Genomic DNA, 20,566 nt, shown 5'->3' with positions numbered 1-20,566 from the left:
CGAGCGGTCGCGATCCGCCGCGCTCGCGCGGCGCTTGACTACAGCGAGAGAAGAATTCGGCAATCAACCGCACTGGGCGCTGAAGCTTGACCAGCGGTCAAGCAACGCTAAGCACGCTCCAACTTGACTGATCTTGGTCCCCACAACGGCGAAAGGGCCGACCCAATTTCCGGATCAGCCCTTTGACCTGCGTCGGGACGGCCGGATTCGAACCGACGACCCCTTGACCCCCAGTCAAGTGCGCTACCAAGCTGCGCCACGTCCCGCCCCCGCGTGGTTTCCCCCGCGGCAGCCGATACAGCTTAGCGCAGCAGCTTCGCCCCCTCCGCACAGGCCCCACCGGCACCGCGAGGCAGCCGAACCACCGCACACCCCCTAGAGCGTCCTAGGAGGGTGGGGTAGAAGAAATGCCGGATGGGCGGGAGGGCCCATCCGGCATTTCAACAGAACAGGGTGGGTCAGCCGTGCGCCTTGCCTCGGCCGCCGGGGCCGAGCTTCTTGCGCGGGCGGACGGAGATCTCGATCGGGCTGCCCTCGTACCCGAATTCCTCGCGGAGCTTGCGCTCGACGAAGCGCTGGTAGCCGGCGTCCAGTGGGCCGGTGGTGAAGAGCACGAACCGTGGCGGCGCCACACCGGCCTGCGTGGCGAACAGGATCCGTGGCGCGCGTCCACCGCGTACCGGGTGGGGGGTGGCCTGCACCAGCGCGGTCAGCCACTGGTTGAGGTGCGCGGTCGGCACGCGGGTTTCCCAGCTGGCCAGCGCCTTGTTCAGGGCCGGGGCGAGCTTGTCCACGGCGCGGCCGGTCATCGCCGACAGGTTCAGCCGGATCGCCCAGGGGATGCGGCGCAACTCCCGGTCGATCTCCTTGTCCAGGTAGTAGCGGCGGTCGGCGTCGACCAGGTCCCACTTGTTGAACGCGATGACCAGGGCCCGACCCGACTCGGTCACCATCGACAGGATCCGCTGGTCCTGCTCGCTGATCGGTTCGCTGGAGTCCAGCAGCACCACGGCCACCTCGGCGGCCTCGATGGCGCCGGCGGTCCGCAGGCTGGCGTAGTACTCGGTGCCGCTGGCCTTGCCGACCCGCTTGCGCAGCCCGGCCGTGTCGACCAGTTGCCAGGTCTGACCACCGATCTCGACCAGGCTGTCGACCGGGTCCACTGTGGTGCCGGCAACCGAGTCGACGACTGCCCGCTCCTCGCCGGAGAACCGGTTGAGCAGGCTGGACTTGCCGACGTTGGGCCGGCCGACCAGCGCCACCCGGCGCGGTCCGCGCGGACGGTTCTCCACGATCGCCGGTGCCTCCGGCAGCGCGCCGAGGATGGCGTCGAGCAGGTCGCCGGAGCCGCGTCCGTGCAGCGCGGACACCGGGAACGGCTCACCAAGGCCGAGTGACCACAGCGAGGTGGCCTCCATCTCGATGGAGTTGTTGTCCGCCTTGTTGGCCACCAGGATCACCGGCTTGGCGCTGCGCCGCAGCATCTTCACCGCGGCCTCGTCCACGTCGGTGGAGCCCACCATCGCGTCGACGACGAAGAGCACCACGTCGGCGGTGACGACCGCCGTCTCGGCCTGCGCCGCGATGGCCGCGGCCCGGTCCTTCGCGTCCGGCTCCCAGCCGCCGGTGTCGACCACGGTGAACGCCCGGCCGTTCCACTGCGCGTCGTACGGGACCCGGTCGCGGGTCACGCCAGGGACGTCCTCGACGACCGCCTGCCGGCGGCCGATGATCCGGTTGACCAACGTCGACTTGCCCACGTTGGGACGACCGACCACGGCCACCACCGGCTGCGGGCCGGCCTGTTCCTCAACGGCGACGTCGGGCTCACGCAGCTCGACCCACCCACCGCCATCGCTACTCATGCCACTCCTCCGCTTCGCTCCGGAGCGTCATGAGACACCACGGCACTGCACCACATGATTCGCTCGCTCATGCCACGCCCCGCTCGGTGAGCAGCTCGCGCATCCGCGCCACGACCTCGTCGATGCCCAGCTCGGTGGTGTCCAGCACCACCGCGTCGGGCGCCTGGGCCAGTGGGTTGACCTTGCGGGTGGAGTCGAGACGGTCCCGCCGGGCCAGGTCGGCAGCGGTGGCCGCTACGTCGGCGGCGTCCTCGGCGCTGCGCCGGGCGGCACGGGCCGCCTCGGAGGCGGTCAGGAAGACCTTCAGGTCGGCGTCCGGCGCGACGACGGAGCCGATGTCCCGCCCCTCGACCACCATCCGACCAGCGTTGGCGATCATCTCGCGCTGCCGGCTGACGAGCAGCTCACGGACGGCCGGCACGGCGGCGACGGCGGAGACCGCTCCGGTCACCTCAGCACCGCGGATCTCCGCGTCCACGCCGACACCGTCGACGGTCACGCCGTACCCCTGCGGGTCGGTGCCGATGCGCAGATCGGCCTCGCCGGCGACCTTCGCCACCGACGCGGCGTCGGTGAGGTCCACGCCGGAGCGCAGCACGGCCCACGTGATCGCCCGGTACATCGCCCCGGTGTCCAGGTAGCGCGCACCGATGGCGGCGGCGAGCCGCCGCGACACGGTGGACTTCCCCGAACCGGACGGCCCGTCCACAGCGACCACACATCGTCCGAACCGTACGTTTTCCTGCACCGTGTCCTCCTCAGCCCGTACCTCACGGATCGCCCGGTGAGCTGGCGCCGCAAGCGGTTGTTCAATCGTCATCAATCATGCCCGGGTCGTCTGGCGAACCCGTGCGCGACGCCGCTGGAGGCGACCCACGCCACCCGGGCGACCGCGTCCCGGCCGTCGGTGGAGCCTACCGGCTGCCGTACCCCGAACTCGGGGGTCAGTCACCCACCGCCTGGAACAGGGCCGCGACCTCCGCGTTGGTCAGGCGCCGCAGACGCCCGGTGCGCAGGTCGCCCAACCGGATCGGACCGATGGAGGTACGCACCAGACGGGTGACCGGGTGCCCGACCTCGTCCATCAACCGCCGGACGATGTGCTTGCGCCCTTCGTGCAGGCTCAGCTCCACCTGGGCGCTCTTGCCCAGGGTGCCGACCACCTTGAACGAGTCGACCTTGACCGGCCCGTCCTCCAGCTCGACGCCCGCGAGGAGCCGCTTGCTCAGGTTGCGCGGGATCGGCCCGACCACCTCGGCCAGGTACGTCTTCAGCACCTCGTACGAGGGGTGCATGAGCTTGTGCGCGAGGGTGCCGTCGTTGGTGAGCAGCAGCAGGCCCTCGCTGTCCGCGTCGAGCCGCCCGACGTGGTACACCCGCTGGTCCAGCCGCCTGCCGATGAAGTCGGCCAGCTCGTTGCGGCCCTTGTCGTCCGCCATGGTGGTGACCACCCCGCGCGGCTTGTTCATCGCCACGTAGACCAGCCGGGTGTCGACCTGGAGGCGCTCTCCGTCGACGTGGATCACGGCCTTGGCCGGGTCGACCTTGTCGCCGAGCTTGGCGACCCGCCCGTCCACCGTGACCCGGCGGCGGAAGATCAGATCCTCGCAGGCGCGTCGGGAACCCACGCCGGCGGCGGCGAGCACCTTCTGCAGGCGCTCAGCCCCCTCGAACACGGGGGCGTTGGGTTTGGGGGCACGGTTATCGGGTCGCATCAGCAAGCTCTTCTACGTCGTCGGGCAGGAAGGGTGCGAGGGGCGGCAGCTCGTCGACGGTGTTCAGCCCGAGCTTCTCCAGGAACAACGTGGTGGTCCGGTAGAGGAACGCCCCGCTGTCCTGTTCGGTGCCGCACTCCTCGACGAGGCCACGGGTAACCAGCGTACGGATGACTCCGTCGCAGTTCACACCCCGGATGGCTGAGATTCGCGAACGGGTCACCGGCTGCTTGTAGGCGACCACGGCGAGCGTCTCCAGCGCCGCCTGGGTCAGCCGCACGGACTGCCCGTCCAGCACGAACCGCTCAACGTACGTAGCGTATTCCGGCCGGGTGTACAGCCGCCACCCGCCGGCCGCCCGGCGCAGCTCGAACCCGTGCCCGGCCGCGGTGTAGCCGGCGGCGATCTCGTCGAGCATCGGCCCGACCCGCTCGGCGGGCTGCTCCAGCACCTGGGCGAGGACCAGCTCGCTGACCGGCTCGTCGACGACCAGCAGGATCGCCTCCAACGCGCCGCGCAGCTCGGCGTCGGACAGGTCGGGCGCGGGCTCCGGCGTGGCCGTCGCCCGCCGCCGCCCCGCCGGCTGTCTCCGGGGTACGTCCCCAGCGCCGCCCGACTCCCCCGCCGTGTCCTCCGTCACCGCGCCGACGTCCGGCCCCGCCCGATCCGGCGTCAACGCGCCGAGATCCGGTCCGGCCGTGGGCGGCGTCACCGCACCCAGGTCCGGTCCCACCCGGTCCGGCGGCGCCGCGCCGGGTTCCCGCTCGGCCGTGGGCGGCGTCACCGCACCGAACTCCGTCGCCGCAGGGTCCACCTCGCCCGAGGCCACCCCGTCCGGGTCTGGCTCAGAGGGGCCCAGGTCCGGTTCGCCGGGGCCGGCGGCGGATTCGGCGTCCGGTCGGGGCGGTGCCGCTCGGGGTTCGTCGGTGTCCGGTGCCGGCTCGTCCGGCGACGCGGACGGGTCAGCGGCGGGCGGGCGAGGGCGGGCCCAGGGGGGCACCCAGGCGGCGGCCTGGTCGGCCAGCGAATCCCGGCGTTCCTCGTCACTCATCCCGCGCACCCTCCGTCGTCTCCGTCCCGTCCGGCCCGCCGGCCTCCCCCACCGACCCGAACCCAATGCCCGCCGGTTCAGGCGCAATCCGCGCCGGCGCGGGCCCACCCGCCGCCGGCGCAACCGCAACCCCCGCCGGCTCCGGGTCGTCGGCCGGGGTTCCGGCGTACTCGTCGACGTGCAGCTCGGTGTCGCCGTCGGCCGGGCCGGTCCAGCGGACGGTCAGCTCCTCCAGGGCCTGCTCCTGCACGAAGGAGACCAGACCCTCCCGGTACAGCTCCAGCAGGGCGAGGAACCGGGCCACCACCTCCAGGGTGGCCTCGCAGTCGGCGCAGAGCAGCGAGAACGTGGCCGTGCCGGCCCGGCGCAGCCGGGCGGTGAGGATGGCCGCGTGTTCCCGGACACTGACCCGGACCATGTGCACGTGGGCGATGGAGACCTCCGGCACCGGCTTCGGGGTCATCGCCTTCACGGCCAGCTTCAGCAGCCGCTGGGGGCCGATGCCGAGCACCAGGTCGGGCAGCGCCTCGGCGTAGCGGGGCTCCAGGCTGACCGCGCGCGGGTAACGCCGGCCACCGACGGCTTCCAGCTCGGCGATGTGCGCCGCCGCCTCCTTGTACGCCTTGTACTGCAACAGGCGGGCGAAGAGCAGGTCCCGTGCCTCCAGCAGGGCGAGGTCCGCCTCGTCCTCCACATCGGCGGCGGGCAGCAGCCGGGCCGCCTTCAAGTCGAGCAGGGTCGCGGCGATGAGCAGGAACTCGCTGGCCTCGTCCAGGTCCCAGTTGTCGCCCATGGCCCGGATGTAGGCGATGAACTCGTCGGTGACCGTGTGCAGGGCCACCTCGGTGACGTCGAGTTTGTGCTTGCCGATCAGTTGCAGCAGCAGGTCGAACGGGCCGGTGAAGTTGGCCAGCCGAACCGTGAACCCGGTGGCAGCGGGGTCGGCGGGCTGCACACCGTCGACCACGGCCGCGGCGGCGGTCTCGGGTGGGTCGAGGGGTGGCGCGGTCACCGGACGACCGTAGTCCACGAGGCGGGCACCGGGCGTTCCGGCTACCGCTCCGACTGGGCGGCGATCACCTCGCGGGCCAGCTGACGGTAGTTACGTGCCCCGGAGGACGCCGGGTCCATCGTCGTGATGGGGGCACCGGCCACGGTGGACTCGGGGAACTTCACCGTCTTGGTGATGACCGTCTGGTAGACCTTGTCGCCGAACGCCTCCACCACCCGCTGCAACACCTGGCGGCAGTGCGTGGTGCGGCTGTCGTACATGGTGGCGAGGATGCCTTCGAGTTCCAGGTCGAAGTTGAGCCGCTCGCGGACCTTGTCGATGGTGTCCAGCAGCAGCGCCACACCGCGCAGGCTGAAAAACTCGCATTCGAGGGGGATGAGCACACCGTGCGCGACGGTCAGCGCGTTGATCGCCAGCAGGCCGAGTGACGGCTGGCAGTCGATCAGGATGTAGTCGTACTCCTTGCGGACCGTGCGCAGGACCCGGGCCAGGGCCATCTCCCGGGCGACCTCGTTGACGAGCTGGATCTCGGCGGCGGAGAGGTCGATGTTGGCGGGCAGCAGGTGCAGACCCGCCACGTCGGTCTTGATCAGGACGTCCTCGGCGGTCACGTCGTCCTGCATGAGCAGGTTGTAGACGGACAGGTCGAGGTTGTGCGGGTTGACTCCCAGCCCCACCGAGAGGGCGCCCTGCGGGTCGAAGTCGACCAGCAGCACCTTGCGGCCGTATTCGGCGAGGGCCGCGCCCAGGTTGATGGTGGTGGTGGTCTTGCCGACGCCGCCCTTCTGGTTGGCCATCGCGATGATGCGTGCGGGGCCGTGCCGGTCGGTGGGCATCGGCTCGGGAATGGGCTTGCGCATCGTGTAGGCAGCCGGGTCCGCAGGACCCAGGTCCGCACCGAGCGTGGCCTGCTGCTCGCGGAGCTCCGACGTCCAGGTCTCGGCACGGTCACCGTTGCCAGCCATGTGCTCGTTGCCCCCTCCCGACGACCCACCCGGCGTCGGAGCCGTCCGACGTCCTTCGCGGCGCCGCTGCGCACCCCGGTCGTGTCGCTCCAGGAGGTCCGCGCCGATGCCGACTGTACGCCACCGACCAGCAGGGGGTTCGGCACCCGGCCGGCGTGTCGGCACCGACCCCGACCGGTTCAGCCCCGCGCGCGTGGATGGGCGGTGGCGTACACCTCGCGCAGCCGCTCGACGGTGACCAGGGTGTAGACCTGGGTGGTGGTCACCGAGGCGTGCCCGAGCAGTTCCTGGACCACCCGGACGTCGGCGCCGCCGTCGAGCAGGTGGGTGGCGTACGAGTGGCGCAGGGTGTGCGGGGAGACGGCGGCGGGCCCGTCGACGGGCAGCCCGGCCCCGGCGGCGGCACGGCGCAGGATGCCCCAGGCGCCCTGGCGGGACAGCGCGCCGCCGCGGGCGTTGAGGAACACCGCCGGGGTGCCCCGGCCGGTGGCGGCCAGCCCGGGGCGGGCCCGGACCAGGTAGGCGCGGACGGCGTCGACGGCGTACCCGCCGATGGGCACCAGCCGCACCCGGCCGCCCTTGCCGCGCAGCAGCACCGTGCCCTCGTCGGTGTCGAGGTCGTCCACGGCGGCGCCGGTCGCTTCGGAGATGCGCGCGCCGGTGCCGTACAGGAATTCCAGCAGCGCCCGGTCGCGCAGCGCGAGGGGCGCGTCGTCGCCGGTCGCGGTGATCGGGCCGGCGGTCTCCAGGAGCCGGACCACGTCGTCGACCGGTAGCGCCCGGGGCAGCCGCCGGGGTGGGGTGGGCGGGCGGACGTCGCGGCTCGGGTCGGCGCTGGCCAGGCCCTCGCGCAGCGCGAAGCGGTGCAGGCCGCGAACGGCGCTGGCCGCGCGGGCGGCGGAGGAGACGGCGAGGGGTGGGTGTCCGTCGTCGCCGGCGCGCAGCCGCGCCAGGTAAGACTCGACGAGGCCGGCACCGACCGACGCGAGGTCGGCGACGCCGGCGTCGACCAGGGTCGCCAGGTAGCGGTCCAGATCCCGACGGTACGAGGCGAGCGTGTTCGCCGACAGGCCACGTTCGACGGTCAGGTGGTCGAGGTAGCCGCGAACGGCACGGCGCAGCGCCGGCGTGGGTGCGCCACCCACGCCGGCGGAGTCCGTGCCGCCGGTCAGCCCGCCACCGTTCAGGCCAGTGCGTCGGACAGCGGGAGCACGTCCATGCCGTGCGCCTCGGCGACCGGGCCGTAGGTGACCTGACCGGCGTGGGTGTTGAGGCCCAGGGCGAGGGCCGGGTCGTTGCGCAGCGCCTCGCGCCAGCCCTGGTTGGCCAGCTCCAGGGCGTACGGCAGGGTGACGTTGGTCAGCGCGTACGTGCTGGTGTTCGGCACCGCGCCGGGCATGTTCGCGACGCAGTAGAAGATCGAGTCGTGCACCTTGTAGACCGGGTCGGCGTGCGTGGTGGGGCGCGAGTCCTCGAAGCAGCCGCCCTGGTCGATGGCGATGTCGACCAGCACACTGCCCGGCTTCATCCGGGAGACCAACTCGTTGGAGATCAGCGTCGGGGCCTTCGCGCCGGGCACCAGCACCGCGCCGATGACCAGGTCGGCGTCGAGCACGGCCCGCTCGACCTCGTACGCGTTGGAGGCGACGGTCTGCAGGTGGCCCCGGTAGATCGCGTCGGCCTGCCGTAGCCGGGCGACGTTCTTGTCCAGCAGCAGCACCTCGGACTGCAGACCCAGCGCGATCGCGGCGGCGTTCATGCCGGAGACGCCGGCGCCGATGACCACGGTCTTGGCGGCGTACACGCCGGAGACACCGCCGGGCAGCACACCGCGGCCACCGCCGGTACGCATCATGTAGAAGGCGCCCACCTGCGGGGCGAGCCGGCCGGCCACCTCGGACATCGGGGCGAGCAGCGGCAGCGACCGGTCGGGCAGCTCGACGGTCTCGTACGCGATGCCGGTGACCTTGCGGTCGATCAGCGCGTCGGTGCACTCCTTGGAGGCGGCCAGGTGCAGGTAGGTGAAGAGCACCTGCCCCTCGCGCATCCGGTGGTACTCCTCGGCGATCGGCTCCTTGACCTTGAGCACCAGCTCGGCGGTCTCCCAGACCTCGTCGGCGGTGGCGAGGATCTTCGCGCCGGCGGCGGCGAACTCCTCGTCGGTGATGCTGGAGCCAACCCCGGCGCCGGACTCGACGAAGACCTGGTGGCCGCTGCGGGTGAACTCGTTGACGCCCGCTGGCGTGATCGCCACGCGGTACTCGTGGTTCTTGACCTCGCGTGGGATTCCGACCTTCACGATGCAGACACCTCTCTTCGGGGCTGCTCACCCCCGACTGCTCAGTGCCGCGGCGGCCCCTTTGCCACCGCGGTACACCCGTCCCGCGGCGGCAGTCTAGGCGCGCCCAGCGCCGCCGTGAGCCAGCACAGTGACATCCGCTGCGCGGCTGTCCTGACGATCTGTCAGGGCACCCGGCCGGGGTCGGCGGTGCATGGTCGCCTCAGCCGTCAGGACAATGTTCCACCTCTATCGTCCCATCTGCCGGGTACCGGTGCGGACAGCCGGCGAGTGGATCACTAATGTGTCCGCCCATGACCACTCCTCCGTACCAGCCCGGGTACCCCCAGCCGGGGTATCCCCAGGGCGTTTCCGACAAGACCAAGATCGTTGCGGGTCTCCTCGGCATTCTGCTCGGCACCTTCGGCGCCGGTCGGTTCTATACCGGACACACCAAGATCGCCGTTCTCCAGCTCATCGTGAGCCTGGCGACCTGCGGCTTCGGCGCTCTCTGGGGCGTCATCGACGGCATCCTCATCCTGGTCAACGGCGGCACGGACGCGCAGGGCCGTCCGCTGCGCGACTCCTAGACCAGACAGCGAAAGGGGCCCCGCGGTTGACCGCGGGGCCCCTTCGCGCGTACTCCCTCGCCGGCGGGACCGGCGTCGACGCTCAGCGCGGCAGCGGCGCGTCCGCCCGGCGCAGGGACGTGAAACCGGTGTCCCGGGCGCGGGCCGCGGCCAGCAGCCCGGCCACCGCGGACGCGTTGGTGATCTCACCGGCCAGGACCATGGCGACCGCCTCGTCCAGGTCGATCCGGACGACCTGGAGGTCGGCCTCCTCGTCGTGGCGCTCGTGCCGCTCGTCGACCGGCACGTCGGCGAGATCCCGGGCCAGGAACACCCGGACGATCTCGTTGGTGAACCCCGGCGAGCTGTGCAGGTCGACCAGCACGTCGACCCGCCCGGCGGTGAGGTCGGCCTCCTCGGCCAACTCCCGCAGCGCCGCCGCCGGCAACTCCTCGCCGGAGACGTCCATCAGGCCGGCCGGCAGCTCCCACAGGTGCCGCCCCACCGGGTGCCGGTACTGCCGGATCAGCACCACCTGACCGGCGTCGTCGAGCGCCACCACGGCCACCGCCCCGACGTGCCGGACGAGGTCACGCAGCCCGGTCCCACCGCCCGGCATGGTCACCTCATCGGTGACCACGTCGAAGATCCGCCCCCGGTACCGCTCCTGTCGGGACCGCACCTCGTAGCGGTGCTCCCGCTCGCTCACGCCGCCGCCTCGCCGCGCTCGGCGACGACGCGGGACGCCGCACCGAGCCTGCCGGTCCGCCCGCCGCGCTCGCTCACGAGGCCGACGCGGCCTTCGTCGCGGCCCCGTTGCGGGCGGCCTTGCGCGTCGGCGGGGCCTCCGCCGCCGCGTCCAGGTCGACCGGCAGCTGATCGGCCTGCGAGTACGTCACCGCGGCCTTGACGAACGAGGCGAACAGCGGGTGCGGGCGGGTCGGGCGGCTCTTCAACTCGGGGTGCGCCTGGGTGGCCACGAAGAACGGGTGCAGGCTCCGGTCCAACTCGATGAACTCGACCAGCCGGCCGTCCGGCGAGGTGCCGGAGAAGTGCAGACCCGCCTTGGTCAGCGCGTCCCGGTAGGCGTTGTTCACCTCGTAGCGGTGCCGGTGCCGTTCGCTGATCTCGGTGCTGCCGTACGCCTCGGCGACGATCGAGCCCTCGGTCAGCTTTGCCGGGTACGCGCCCAGCCGCATGGTGCCGCCCAGGTCGCCCCGACCGGCGACGATGTCCTCCTGATCGGCCATCGTGGCGATCACCGGGTGGGCCGCCTGCTCGTCGAACTCCACCGAGTTCGCGCCGTCCAGGCCCGCCAGGTGCCGGGCCACGTCGATGGTCATGCACTGCAGGCCGAGGCAGAGGCCGAGCAGCGGGATACCGGCCTCGCGGGCGTACCGGGCGGTGCCGATCTTGCCCTCGATGCCGCGTACGCCGAAGCCGCCGGGGATGAGGATGCCGTCCACGCCGGCCAACGCCGCGGCGGCACCGGCGGGGGTGACGCACTCGTCACTGGGCACCCACTTGAGCTGCACCCGGGCCCGGTGGCCGAAGCCGGCCGCCCGGATCGCCTCGCTCACCGACAGGTACGCGTCGGGCAGGTCGACGTACTTGCCGACCACCGCGACGGTGACCGTGTGCCGGGGGCGGTGCACCCGCTCCAGCAGGTCGTCCCAGCTGGCCCAGTCCACGTCCCGGAAGGAGAGGCCGAGGCGGCGCACCACGTACGCGTCGAGCCCCTCCCGGTGCAGCACCTTCGGAATGTCGTAGATGCTCGGGGCGTCCGGGGCGGCGACGACCGCCTCGGCGTCCACGTCGCAGTAGAGCGACAGCTTCTCCTTGAGCTTCACCGGGATCTCCCGGTCGCAGCGGAGCACGATCGCGTCCGGCTGGATACCGATGTTGCGCAGCTGCGCCACCGAGTGCTGGGTCGGCTTGGTCTTCAGCTCACCCGAGGGCGCCAGGTACGGCACCAGCGACACGTGCAGGTAGAAGCAGTTGTCGCGGCCCAGGTCGTGGCGGACCTGGCGGATCGCCTCCAGGAACGGCAGCGACTCGATGTCGCCGACCGTGCCACCGACCTCGGTGATCACCACGTCGGGGAGTTGGCCGTCCTCGTCCGGGTCGGCCATCGCCAGGATCCGCGACTTGATCTCGTTGGTGATGTGCGGGATCACCTGGACGGTGTCGCCCAGGTACTCGCCGCGCCGCTCCTTGGCGATCACGTCGGAGTAGATCTGGCCGGTGGTGACGTTCGCCTTCCCGGACAGCGCCCGGTCGAGGAACCGCTCGTAGTGCCCGACGTCGAGGTCGGTCTCGGCACCGTCGTCAGTGACGAAGACCTCACCGTGCTGGAACGGGTTCATCGTTCCCGGGTCGACGTTCAGGTAGGGGTCGAGCTTCTGCATCACCACGCGCAGCCCGCGCGCGGTCAGCAGGTTGCCGAGGCTGGAGGCGGTGAGGCCCTTACCCAGCGAGGAGGCGACGCCCCCGGTGACGAAAATGTGCCTGGTCGTCCGTGCTGATGGGGCCAAGGCCTGCTCCCGTGTCGTCTGTCGCGGTCATGCAGACCGCCGTGCTTGATCAGCAACGTGATCACGCGATCCACGGGATTCGACGGTAACACCTCCCGGGCGGGTACCCGCAGGCCGCACCCCGGCTACGACACCTCCGGGCCATCCGGACGAGGCCCGGCGCTCAGGACGCGGCAACCTCCGTCGATGATCGGGAGACCTGCCGGGGCGGTACGGGCGCCGTCGGCGCGGCGTCCGACGTCGACCGGCTCGCCGTCGGGTCGGCCGGTTCGTCGGCGTCCCCGGGGCGGTCGCCCGGCGTCTCGGGTGCCGGTTGCGCGAGCTTCGCCGGTGCGCTCGCGGGCGGACCGCTGATCGGACGTGGGTGCACCGCGCCCGGTGGCCCACCGCCGTCGGTCGGGCCGTCATCCCCGGCGACCGGGCCGACCCCGCCCGACCCCGAGTCGTCGTCGGCGCCGTTGACGCGCGAGCGGCCCGCTACCGGGCGGGTCCGGTCCGCGGCGTGCCCGAGCACCCGCAGCGACGCCAGGGCGGCCAGCGGCACCACCAGGGCGGCGGCAGCGCCCATCACGTCCAGTGCCGCGCCGTCGAGGACCCCACCGAGCACCGCGGCGACCACCGTGCCGGCCAGCGCGGCCCGGATCGCCGGGTAGATGCCGCACAGCCGCATCAGCCCACCCCACGGCTGCAACAGGGCGAACCACACCAGCAACCCGCTGGCCACCGCCAGCACCGTCAGCGGGCTGTTGACCAGCGTCTCGAAGTTCTCCGTACTGGACCGGTGCACGGCGAACCCGCCGGTGCCGTCACCGAACGCGGAGAGGAACCGGCCCAGGCTGCCCCGCTCGGCCGGCGGACGCCGCAGGTCCACCACGGCGAACCCGATGCCGACCGCCAACGCGGCCATGGTGGCCCAGGCGAGCCGGCTGATCGTCAACCAGCCGCCGGCGCTGATCACAGCGGCGACGCTCACCCCGGCGGTGAGCGCGATCGCGCCGACCGGATCGGCACCCAGGTACGGGCTGCCGACCACCACCACGGCGAGACCACCCACCGCCACCATCACCGCCGGCCGCCAGCCGCGGTGCACCCGTTGCGCCAACCAACCGCCGGTGAGCAGCGCGCCGGCGAGGAACACGCCCAGCCCCACCGTGCTCAGCCCGGCGTACCGGCCGCCCTGCAACGCGGAGTAGCCGACCACGCTGTTGATCTGAAGGCGGGCCCCGGTGAGCACGTCCAGCCCGACCACGAGCGTGGTGAGGCCGGCCACCGCGCCGACCGGCCCGAGAGTGCCCGCGTAGCCGGGCGTGAACCGCACCGCCGCGGTGCCGGCGGCCACCAGCAGCGCGGTCACACCCGCGAAGATCCACCCGGGGTGCTCGCCGCGCCACCAGGGCACCGCCTCGGCCAGCAGCGCCGCCGGCACCGTCAACGCCGCGGCGACCAGCAGCAGCTCCGTCACCGTCAGGATCCGCTCGGGAACCTTCGTCGGGCCGGTCGGGCCGGCGTGTGGGCGGGCCCGGCGCAGCAGCGGCAGGATCGCGAGCGCCAGCAGCACCTGCACCCCGGCGAGCAACGCGAAGAACGTACCGGAGACAGAGCGCTGGGCGGCCGCCTCCCGGTCGGCGTTGGCCGGCGCGTTGATGGCCTCGGCCAGGTCGGTCGGACGGCCGCCGGTGCTGAGCGCCGGACGGCCGAGGAAGAGCCGCTCCGGCATCGGCCGGCCCAGCGCGGCGAGAGCGGTCGGCGCGAGGTCGACCAGTTGCAGGTACCCGTCGCGGCCGGTGCTGGCCGAGGTGAGCCACCCCCGCTCCCAGCCCGGCCCGTCGGCCACGGCCACGTGCAGCCGGGCCGGTTGGGTGGTGTCGGAGATCCCCGCGACCAGCACCAACGACCGCGGTGGGCGCGCCGCCAACACCCGGGCCAGCTCGGCGTCCGCCGCGCGGGCCTGCTCGGCCCGGGTCGCCGGATCGTCCCCCTCGACCGTGCCGAGGTCGACGATGCTCAGCACGCAGGAGCCGAGCAGCGGCCGCGGGTCGGCCGGCAGCGCCGAGGCGTACCGGTCGACGCGGCCGAACGGCCGGGCGGCGGCCACGGCCGCGCCCGGACCCACCGCAACCGAGCACCGCACCGACTCCGACAGCGAACCGGGCAGGGCACCCCAGGGCAGCCGCTGCTGGTTGTACTGGACCACGCTCTCCTGGTCGGGCAGGTTCGCGCCGATGCCGTCCGGTTGTTCCACCGTCACCGCCGTCGCCGGGCAACCATCGCCCGACCGGCTGCCGTTCCACGCGGCGAAGCTGCCCGCGCCCAGTGTCAACCAGCCGTCCACCGGGCAGGTGGGCCGGTGCGCGGAGCGCACCGACAGGGAGCCGATCGACCCGTCCTGGGCCATCCGCCACAGCGTCGGGGTGCGCTGCGCGTCCACGTCGTCCCAGCGCAGCCCGGCGATCCCGGCGAGCACCACGAAGTCGGCGGTGCGTTGCGGGGCGCCCTGGGGTGGGCGGGCGGCGAGCGCGGTGACACCCAACGCCACCACGAGCACGGTCAGCAGGGCGGGGGCGATTCGGCGCAGCATCACCGGTGTCCCGTTCTCGGGGCGTCGGAGTCCGGGATGGCCGCCGGACCGCCCGGGTGCCCGGCCAGTTCGGCGTAGAGGGTGACGAGCGCGGCGACGGTGTCCGCCTCGGTCGGCCACGTCGCCGCCCGTTCGGCGCCCCGCCGGCCCAACTCCGCCCGCGCCGCCGGGTCGTCCAGCAACGCGCGTACCGCCGCGTCGACCGCGTCCACGTCGCCGGCGGGGACGAGCCTGGCGGCATCGCCGACCAGATCCGGGAGCCCGCCCACCGCGGTGGCCACCAGCGGCACGCCGGCGCGCAACGCCTCCTGGGCGAAGAGCTGCCGCGCCTCCCAGTCGCTGGTCACCACCGCCAGGTCGGCGCCGGCGAGCAGGTCAGCCACGTCGGTACGGTGCCCCAGCAGGGTCACCGGCGCGCGGGCGGCCGAGGTCCGTGCGGCGAGCGGCAGATAGGCCGGCCCGCTGCCCGCGATCACCACGACCGGCGGCGGGGTACGCGTCCGCCAGCGGGCCGCCGCGTCGATCAGCACGTCGTAGCGCTTCTGCGGGTGCAGCCGACCGACCGAGACGATCAACTGCTGGTCCGGGCGGACGCCGAACTCGGCGCGTACCGCGGCGGGGCGTCGACGTGGCGCGGGCAGCGTCGGGGCGGCGACCGGGGCGAGCCGGGCGTCGGCCGCGCCCACCTCGGTGGCCCGTCGCACCAGGTCCGCGGAAGCGCCGAGCGCCACCCGGACGCCCCGGGCCACCACCCGCTCGACGAGCCGGGACACCCCGCCCCGCAAACCCCCGGCGAGCACCGCGTTGTGCCAGGTGACGATCAGCGGAGCGGTGGGGCGGGCCAGCACGGCGACCAGACCGGCCCGCAGGCCGTGCGCGTGCACCACGTCGACCGCGATGGCGGTCAGCACCCGACGCAGGGCGACCACCGCCCGGGCGTCGGCCGGCGTCGGGCTGGCCGGGATCTCCACCGGCTCGAACCGCGCACCGACACCGACGAAGTCGAACTGCTCCTGGGTCGCCGCCGGCCCGCAGACCAGGACGGTGGCACCGCCCGCGACGAGGCCCCGGGCCACCGAGCGGACGTGCTGGCCGACCCCGCCGGTGCTGGACGCGAGCACCAACGCGACGGTGCCCGACCACCCGGCGGGCAGAGCTGGCTCATTTTCCGCGCTCACTGGCCCACCGTCTCCTTCCCGTCGCCCCGCTGCGGGGAGCCCGCCTCCGGCGACGCACCGCCGGACGGCCCCCGCCGGCCCAGACGCCGCAGCGCCCCGGCGAGCAGTGGCTGTACGTCCCGCCGGTCGACGAACCAGACCACGGCGAGGAACACGACCCCAACCAGAACCCCGGACAGCATGCCCTGACCTAACGCCGCCGCCATCGTCGGGGTGGTGCCGCCCGGCGCGTCGAGCCACCGGGTGAGGCCCCACCCGGCGAGCCCGGCGAGCACAGCGGCGAGGCCACCGGCCGCCCCGGCCCGGGCCGCGCCCGCGAGGGCGGGACGGCCGGCGCTGCGCAGCACCGCCAGGAGCAGCAGCCCGCCGAGCACCAGCATCCCCACCGAGTTGGCGGACGTCACCGCGAGCACCCGGTCGGCGGTGGGGAGCAGTCCCGTCAACGGCAGCGCCACAGCCGGAACGACTAGCCAGCCGAACGTGATCGCCACGGTCGCCGACCGGGTGTCGCCGCGCGCGTACAGCGCGCGGGACAGGATCGCGAACAAGCCGTAGCCGAGCAGACCCGGCGCGAACCCGCTGATGGCTGCCGCGGTGGACGCTGGATTGTCCGGGTAGAAGAGAGCAGCGACCGGCCGTGCGGTACCGATCAACGCCGCGGCGCCCAGGAAGCTGAAGAGCAGCACGCCCCGCACCGCACTGGAGAGGGTCCGTCGGTAACCGTCCTCGTCACCGGCGGCGCTGGCCGTGGCCAGGGTGGGATAGGACGCCACCGCCAGCGGCACGGCGAGGACCGCCCACGGCAGCAGGTAGATCGCCTGGGCCAGGTTGAACACCTGCGGGGAGCCGGTGGGGCCGCCCGAGACCCGGTTCAGGACCACCAGGAGCGCCACCTGCTGCGCGGCCACCGTCACCGCGCCGGCCGTCGCGAGCCCGCCGATCCGCGCCCGGGCGTCAGCGGTGAAGGCGTACCCGAACCGGGGCTGTAGCCGCAACCGGCGCAGCGGGATCAGCAGCGAGAGCGACAGCACGACCACGCCCAGGGTGGTGCCGCCGGACAGGAGCAGTTCGCCGCTGCGGCCCACCTGGGCCACCGAAACGCCCCGCCCCTGAGCAGCGCCGAAGGCCACGTAGACGACGACCACCGTGAGGCTGGACAGCAGCGGGGCGATGACCGGCCAGGCGAAGCGTCGATGTGCCTGCAGGACGCCGGTGAGCACGATGCCGATCCCGTAGAGCGGCAGCTGCGGGGCGAACACGCGCAGCATCCGGGCGCCGGCGGCGAGTTCCGCCGCCGATCGTCCCTCGCTGATCAGCGAGATGATCGGGTCGGCGAACAGGACGACGAGCACGGCGAGGGGAACCAGCAGGCTCACCGTCCAGGTGAGCAGGGCGCCGGTGGTCGCTGCCACCGCCCGCCGGTCCTCCGCCGCGACCGCCCCCGCCAGCAGCGGCACGACCAGGCTGGCCAACGCGCCACCCGCGACGATCTCGAAGACGATGTTCGGCACCGTGTTGGCGATGACGTACATACCGCCGAGGTCGCTCTGCTCGACCACCCAGGTGAACACGGCGGTACGGCCGAAGCCGGCGAGTCGGCTGGCCACGGTGAGGACGGCGATGAGCGCGGCTGCCCCGGCCAGCCGGCCGGCGCCGGCGAGGGGTGCCGGTCTGTTCACGTCAGTCGGCGCGCCGGCCCAGTGCGTCGAGCTCGCGCAGCCCCGGGGTCCGCTGGATCACCGCCGTGAAGCTGACCTTCTCGCTGGCGGCGGTGAGCCCGGCGAGAACGGCGAGCAGGCCGGCCCGGCCGAGCGGGCCGGTGCGGGCGGCGAGGGCGACGCCGAGCACCGCCCCGAGCGCGTTCGCGCCACTGTCGCCGAGCATCACATCCTCGGCCAGGTCGTCGCGGAGCAGGCCGGCGGCGGCCCCGGCCGCACCAGCGGCGATCCCGCCCTGCGGGCCGCCGGTCAGCGGCGCGGCGAGCAGCAGCCCGGACTTGATCGCCCGGCCCGGCCGCAGGTCGAGCAGGTTCAGCAGGTTGGCCGTTCCGGCGATCACTCCGGCGCCGAGCAGCACGTCGACGCCCCGACCGAACGCCCGGTGACGCTGCCGGCGCGGGTGCGCGGCGACCCGGGGATCGGCGGCGAGCAGCGCGGCGGCGCCCAACCCGGCGGCACCCACCCCGACGACCTTGACCAGGCCGGCGGTGATCCGCCCCTCCCGCAGGGCGGCGAGGTGCCCGGCGAAGCCCTTGGCCGCCTTCTGCGCCGGTCGCGCGCCGACCACGTCGTCGTACAGCCCGACGCCGCCCGCGCCGAGACCGGCGACCAGGGCGGCCCCGCCGGCGGCGCCGCCGGTGGCACCGAACGCGCCGGCGGCGGCCGCACCGGCGGCGAGCGCCGGCCCGGCGGCCAGGCTCACCGGACGGCCGCGGAAGTTGGTGCGCTGCAACGCGGGCCCGGCCGGCGAGGTACGCGCCTCACGCAACACGTACCGGGCCGCGGCGGCACCCGCGCCGGCGATCAACAGCCGGCCCAGCGCGCTCACGCCAGCACCTCGTCGGTTTCGGACACGGGGGTACGTCGTTCGCTCACTGGGGCAGTCTAGGCAGCAGCGACGGGGCGTTGTCGCCGACGCCGTACTGCCCGGCCTTCTTCTCGGTGAGTTGCTCCACCAGGGCGAGGGTGGTGACCAGTTGGCCCTGCACGGTGTTGGCGTTGTCGACCGTGGAGATGGTCTGGGCGAGCACCGGGTCGCCGCGCACCACGCCGACCAGGTTGCCGCCGACCGACCCGTTGCCGGCCACCACGATCGACCCGGTGCGGTCGAACTGTTCGGCGATCTTGACGACCGACTCGTCGCGCTTGTCGGAGTCCTTGTCGACGTACGGCTGGCCGCTGACCACGACGACGGCCTCCGCCGAGGCGGTGACCTTGTTGCTGTCGGTGGTCAGGTAGCCGGCGTTGTTGTAGGCGGCGAGCACGGCCCGCCGGTCGGCGTCACTGACCGGTGCGACGCCCTGGGCCCGGTCCAGCAGGACGCTGGCCAGCAACGCGCTGGAGGTCTCCACGCCGTGCCCGTTGCCGGGCAGTCCGGTGGTCTGCGCGGTCGGACGGGCCGCGGTGACGGCCAACTCCAGCAGGTTGGAGTTGTTGTCCGGGTTGATGAACTTGTCCTGCAGGTCCACCTGGCCGGTGATGGTCGCCCCAGCCTGCTGAAGCTTCTTGAGCACGCCCTCGGTGTGGTCGCGCCCGTTGGGCAGGCTGAGCACCACGACCCGACGCCCGGTGAGGGTGCCGGGCAGGACGACCTGGGAGATCTCCTCGGCGAACTCCTCCTCCAGCGCCAGCTGCTTCTCCATGTTGCTGACCGTCTGGCGCCAGTGCTGGTTGTCCTTGCGCAGCCCGGTGACCTGCCCCTCGAGCGAGTCGGCGACCGGGCCGTTGAGGGCGGCTGTGCCGACCACCAGACCGATCGCCAGAGCCAGGAAGACCGCGGTGAGGGACACCACGTGGTAGCGGAAGTTGATCACGCTTGCAGCCTCTTGATCGGTCGGGAACTAGAAGAGCCGGTACAGCTGGAACACGAAATTGTCCCACCACTCGGCGACGACACCCAGGTACGCCTTCCCGACTGTCGACACGGCCACCGCGGACGCCATCGCCGCGATCGCCGACAGCACCAGCAACAGCAACGAGGAGCCGGAGATGCTCTGCCGGTAGAGCCGACTCACCCCCTTGGCGTCGACCAGCTTGCCGCCGACCTTCAGCCGGGTCAGGAACGTCGAGGCCATCCCGCCGCGGCCCTTGTCCAGGAACTCGACGAGAGTGGCGTGGGTGCCGACCGCGACCAGCAGCGAGGCTCCCTTCTCGTCGGCGAGCAGCATGGCCAGGTCCTCGCTGGTCGCCGCCGCCGGGAAGGTGATCGCCGGCACACCGAGGCCGTTGACCCGGGGCAGGCCGGGCGCACGACCGTCCGGGTACGCGTGCACGATCACCTCGGCGCCGCAGCGCAGCACGTCGTCGGTGACCGAATCCATGTCCCCGATGATCATGTCGGGGGTGTAACCGGCCTCGACCAGGGCGTCCGCGCCGCCGTCGACGCCGATGAGCACCGGCTTGAACTCCCGGATGTACGGGCGCAGCACGTCCAGGTCGGCCTTGTAGTCGTAACCGCGCACCACGATCAGGCAGTGCCGACCCTGGATCTGGGTCTCGATCTCCGGCACCCCGACACCGTCGAGCAGCAGGTCCCGTTCCTGGCGCAGGTAGTCCATCGTGTTGGCGGCGAACGCCTCCAACTGCACCGACAGCCCCTCCCGGGCGTCGGCCATCGCCTTGGCGACCGACTCGGCGTCCTGAAGGCTGCCGTGCGCCACCGGCTCGTCACCGGCGAAGACCGTGTTGCCCTCGATGCGCACCTGGTCGCCCTCGCGGATCCGCTCGAAGACACCCTCACCCAGGTCGTCGAGGAGCGGAATGCCGGCGGCGATCAACACCTCCGGGCCGAGGTTCGGGTAACGGCCGGAGACCGACGGCTTGGCGTTGAGCACCGCCGCGACCCCGACGGCGACGAGCGAGTCGGCCGCCACCCGGTCCAAGTCGACGTGGTCGATGACCGCGATGTCACCGGGGCGCAGCCGACCGACCAGGCGTTTCGTCCGGCGATCAAGGCGCGCGGTGCCGAGGACTCTGCCCGGTTCGGAGTTCCGGTTCCGGCGCAACGTGGGTAGACGCATCGTGACCATCCTGGCATGTGAGGCAGGCTTTTCTGTCGCGACATGCCTGAGCAGGGCCGCCTACCCAGGGAAGCACACACCGG

The 20,566-nt window shown here is 72.8% G+C and carries 17 protein-coding genes and 1 tRNA gene; 1 reads left to right on the top strand and 17 read right to left on the bottom strand.

What is annotated here, in order from left to right; translation table 11 throughout:
* Positions 1-192: 192 nt before the first annotated feature.
* From EV382_RS04760 to ald, 9 genes are all read right to left on the bottom strand, one after another.
* Positions 193-266 (bottom strand) — tRNA-Pro (locus EV382_RS04760).
* A gap of 192 nt (positions 267-458) precedes the next feature.
* Complete coding sequence (gene der / locus EV382_RS04755; protein ID WP_130400408.1) at positions 459-1,865, bottom strand: ribosome biogenesis GTPase Der; 1,407 nt, start codon at positions 1,863-1,865, stop codon at positions 459-461.
* A 67-nt stretch (positions 1,866-1,932) separates the two neighbouring features.
* Positions 1,933-2,613 carry a (d)CMP kinase gene (gene cmk, locus EV382_RS04750; RefSeq protein ID WP_130400407.1) on the bottom strand — a complete coding sequence of 227 codons (681 nt, stop codon included), beginning with the start codon at positions 2,611-2,613 and terminating at the stop codon, positions 1,933-1,935.
* A gap of 196 nt (positions 2,614-2,809) precedes the next feature.
* On the bottom strand, positions 2,810-3,580 hold the full coding sequence (locus EV382_RS04745; protein WP_130400406.1) for a pseudouridine synthase: 771 nt from the start codon (positions 3,578-3,580) through the stop codon (positions 2,810-2,812).
* Positions 3,567-4,631 (bottom strand): SMC-Scp complex subunit ScpB, encoded by a 1,065-nt coding sequence (scpB, locus tag EV382_RS04740; protein ID WP_130400405.1) that lies wholly within the window; start codon positions 4,629-4,631, stop codon positions 3,567-3,569. Before scpB ends, EV382_RS04745 begins: the two co-directional genes overlap by 14 nt.
* Positions 4,624-5,643: a segregation and condensation protein A gene (locus EV382_RS04735; RefSeq protein ID WP_425271864.1), complete on the bottom strand. Its 1,020-nt coding sequence runs from the start codon at positions 5,641-5,643 to the stop codon at positions 4,624-4,626. The genes scpB and EV382_RS04735 overlap by 8 nt, the downstream gene beginning before the upstream one ends.
* 41 nt (positions 5,644-5,684) lie before the next feature.
* Positions 5,685-6,608 (bottom strand): ParA family protein, encoded by a 924-nt coding sequence (locus EV382_RS04730; RefSeq protein ID WP_030334877.1) that lies wholly within the window; start codon positions 6,606-6,608, stop codon positions 5,685-5,687.
* Positions 6,609-6,787: 179 nt separating this feature from the next.
* Entirely contained in the window at positions 6,788-7,753 is a 966-nt protein-coding gene (locus tag EV382_RS04725) for a site-specific tyrosine recombinase XerD (RefSeq protein WP_130400403.1), read from the bottom strand.
* 38 nt (positions 7,754-7,791) lie between these two features.
* Entirely contained in the window at positions 7,792-8,907 is a 1,116-nt protein-coding gene (gene ald / locus EV382_RS04720) for an alanine dehydrogenase (RefSeq protein WP_130400402.1), read from the bottom strand.
* A gap of 230 nt (positions 8,908-9,137) precedes the next feature.
* On the opposite strand from ald, the gene EV382_RS04715 reads away from it, so the two are divergent.
* A complete protein-coding gene (locus EV382_RS04715; RefSeq protein ID WP_425271970.1) occupies positions 9,138-9,476 on the top strand; it encodes a TM2 domain-containing protein in 339 nt (112 codons plus the stop codon).
* A gap of 82 nt (positions 9,477-9,558) precedes the next feature.
* Here the strand turns inward: EV382_RS04715 and EV382_RS04710 are convergent, their stop codons facing one another.
* The 8 genes from EV382_RS04710 to steA all read right to left on the bottom strand — a co-directional run bounded on the left by EV382_RS04710 (position 9,559) and on the right by steA (position 20,483).
* Entirely contained in the window at positions 9,559-10,164 is a 606-nt protein-coding gene (locus tag EV382_RS04710) for an NUDIX domain-containing protein (protein WP_130400400.1), read from the bottom strand.
* 73 nt (positions 10,165-10,237) lie between these two features.
* On the bottom strand, positions 10,238-11,989 hold the full coding sequence (locus EV382_RS04705; protein ID WP_130400399.1) for a CTP synthase: 1,752 nt from the start codon (positions 11,987-11,989) through the stop codon (positions 10,238-10,240).
* 163 nt (positions 11,990-12,152) lie between these two features.
* On the bottom strand, positions 12,153-14,567 hold the full coding sequence (locus EV382_RS04700; RefSeq protein ID WP_244236534.1) for a hypothetical protein: 2,415 nt from the start codon (positions 14,565-14,567) through the stop codon (positions 12,153-12,155).
* A complete protein-coding gene (locus EV382_RS04695; protein WP_130400398.1) occupies positions 14,567-15,745 on the bottom strand; it encodes a glycosyltransferase family 4 protein in 1,179 nt (392 codons plus the stop codon). Before EV382_RS04695 ends, EV382_RS04700 begins: the two co-directional genes overlap by 1 nt.
* A complete protein-coding gene (gene murJ / locus EV382_RS04690; RefSeq protein WP_130400397.1) occupies positions 15,742-17,424 on the bottom strand; it encodes a murein biosynthesis integral membrane protein MurJ in 1,683 nt (560 codons plus the stop codon). Before murJ ends, EV382_RS04695 begins: the two co-directional genes overlap by 4 nt.
* A gap of 1 nt (position 17,425) precedes the next feature.
* Complete coding sequence (locus EV382_RS04685) at positions 17,426-18,292, bottom strand: hypothetical protein (RefSeq protein ID WP_130400396.1); 867 nt, start codon at positions 18,290-18,292, stop codon at positions 17,426-17,428.
* Positions 18,293-18,335: 43 nt separating this feature from the next.
* Positions 18,336-19,277 (bottom strand): copper transporter, encoded by a 942-nt coding sequence (locus EV382_RS04680; protein ID WP_130400395.1) that lies wholly within the window; start codon positions 19,275-19,277, stop codon positions 18,336-18,338.
* A 27-nt stretch (positions 19,278-19,304) separates the two neighbouring features.
* Positions 19,305-20,483, bottom strand: a complete 1,179-nt coding sequence (steA, locus tag EV382_RS04675) for a putative cytokinetic ring protein SteA (RefSeq protein ID WP_130400394.1) — start codon at positions 20,481-20,483, stop codon at positions 19,305-19,307.
* Positions 20,484-20,566 lie beyond the last annotated feature (83 nt).

The sequence above is a fragment of the Micromonospora violae genome, from assembly GCF_004217135.1.
Classification (GTDB): Bacteria; Actinomycetota; Actinomycetes; order Mycobacteriales; family Micromonosporaceae; genus Micromonospora; species Micromonospora violae.
Note: the sequence above shows the minus strand (reverse complement) of the source record. Positions and strands in the feature narration are given on the sequence as shown.

Bases quoted from the DNA above. Each gene is read 5' to 3' on its own strand.
- der (WP_130400408.1), bottom strand. From the start codon at position 1,865: ATGAGTAGCGATGGCGGTGGGTGGGTCGAGCTGCGTGAGCCCGACGTC.
- steA (WP_130400394.1), bottom strand. From the start codon at position 20,483: ATGCGTCTACCCACGTTGCGCCGGAACCGGAACTCCGAACCGGGCAGA.
- EV382_RS04730 (WP_030334877.1), bottom strand. From the start codon at position 6,608: ATGGCTGGCAACGGTGACCGTGCCGAGACCTGGACGTCGGAGCTCCGC.
- EV382_RS04700 (WP_244236534.1), bottom strand. From the start codon at position 14,567: ATGCTGCGCCGAATCGCCCCCGCCCTGCTGACCGTGCTCGTGGTGGCG.
- EV382_RS04745 (WP_130400406.1), bottom strand. From the start codon at position 3,580: ATGCGACCCGATAACCGTGCCCCCAAACCCAACGCCCCCGTGTTCGAG.
- scpB (WP_130400405.1), bottom strand. From the start codon at position 4,631: ATGAGTGACGAGGAACGCCGGGATTCGCTGGCCGACCAGGCCGCCGCC.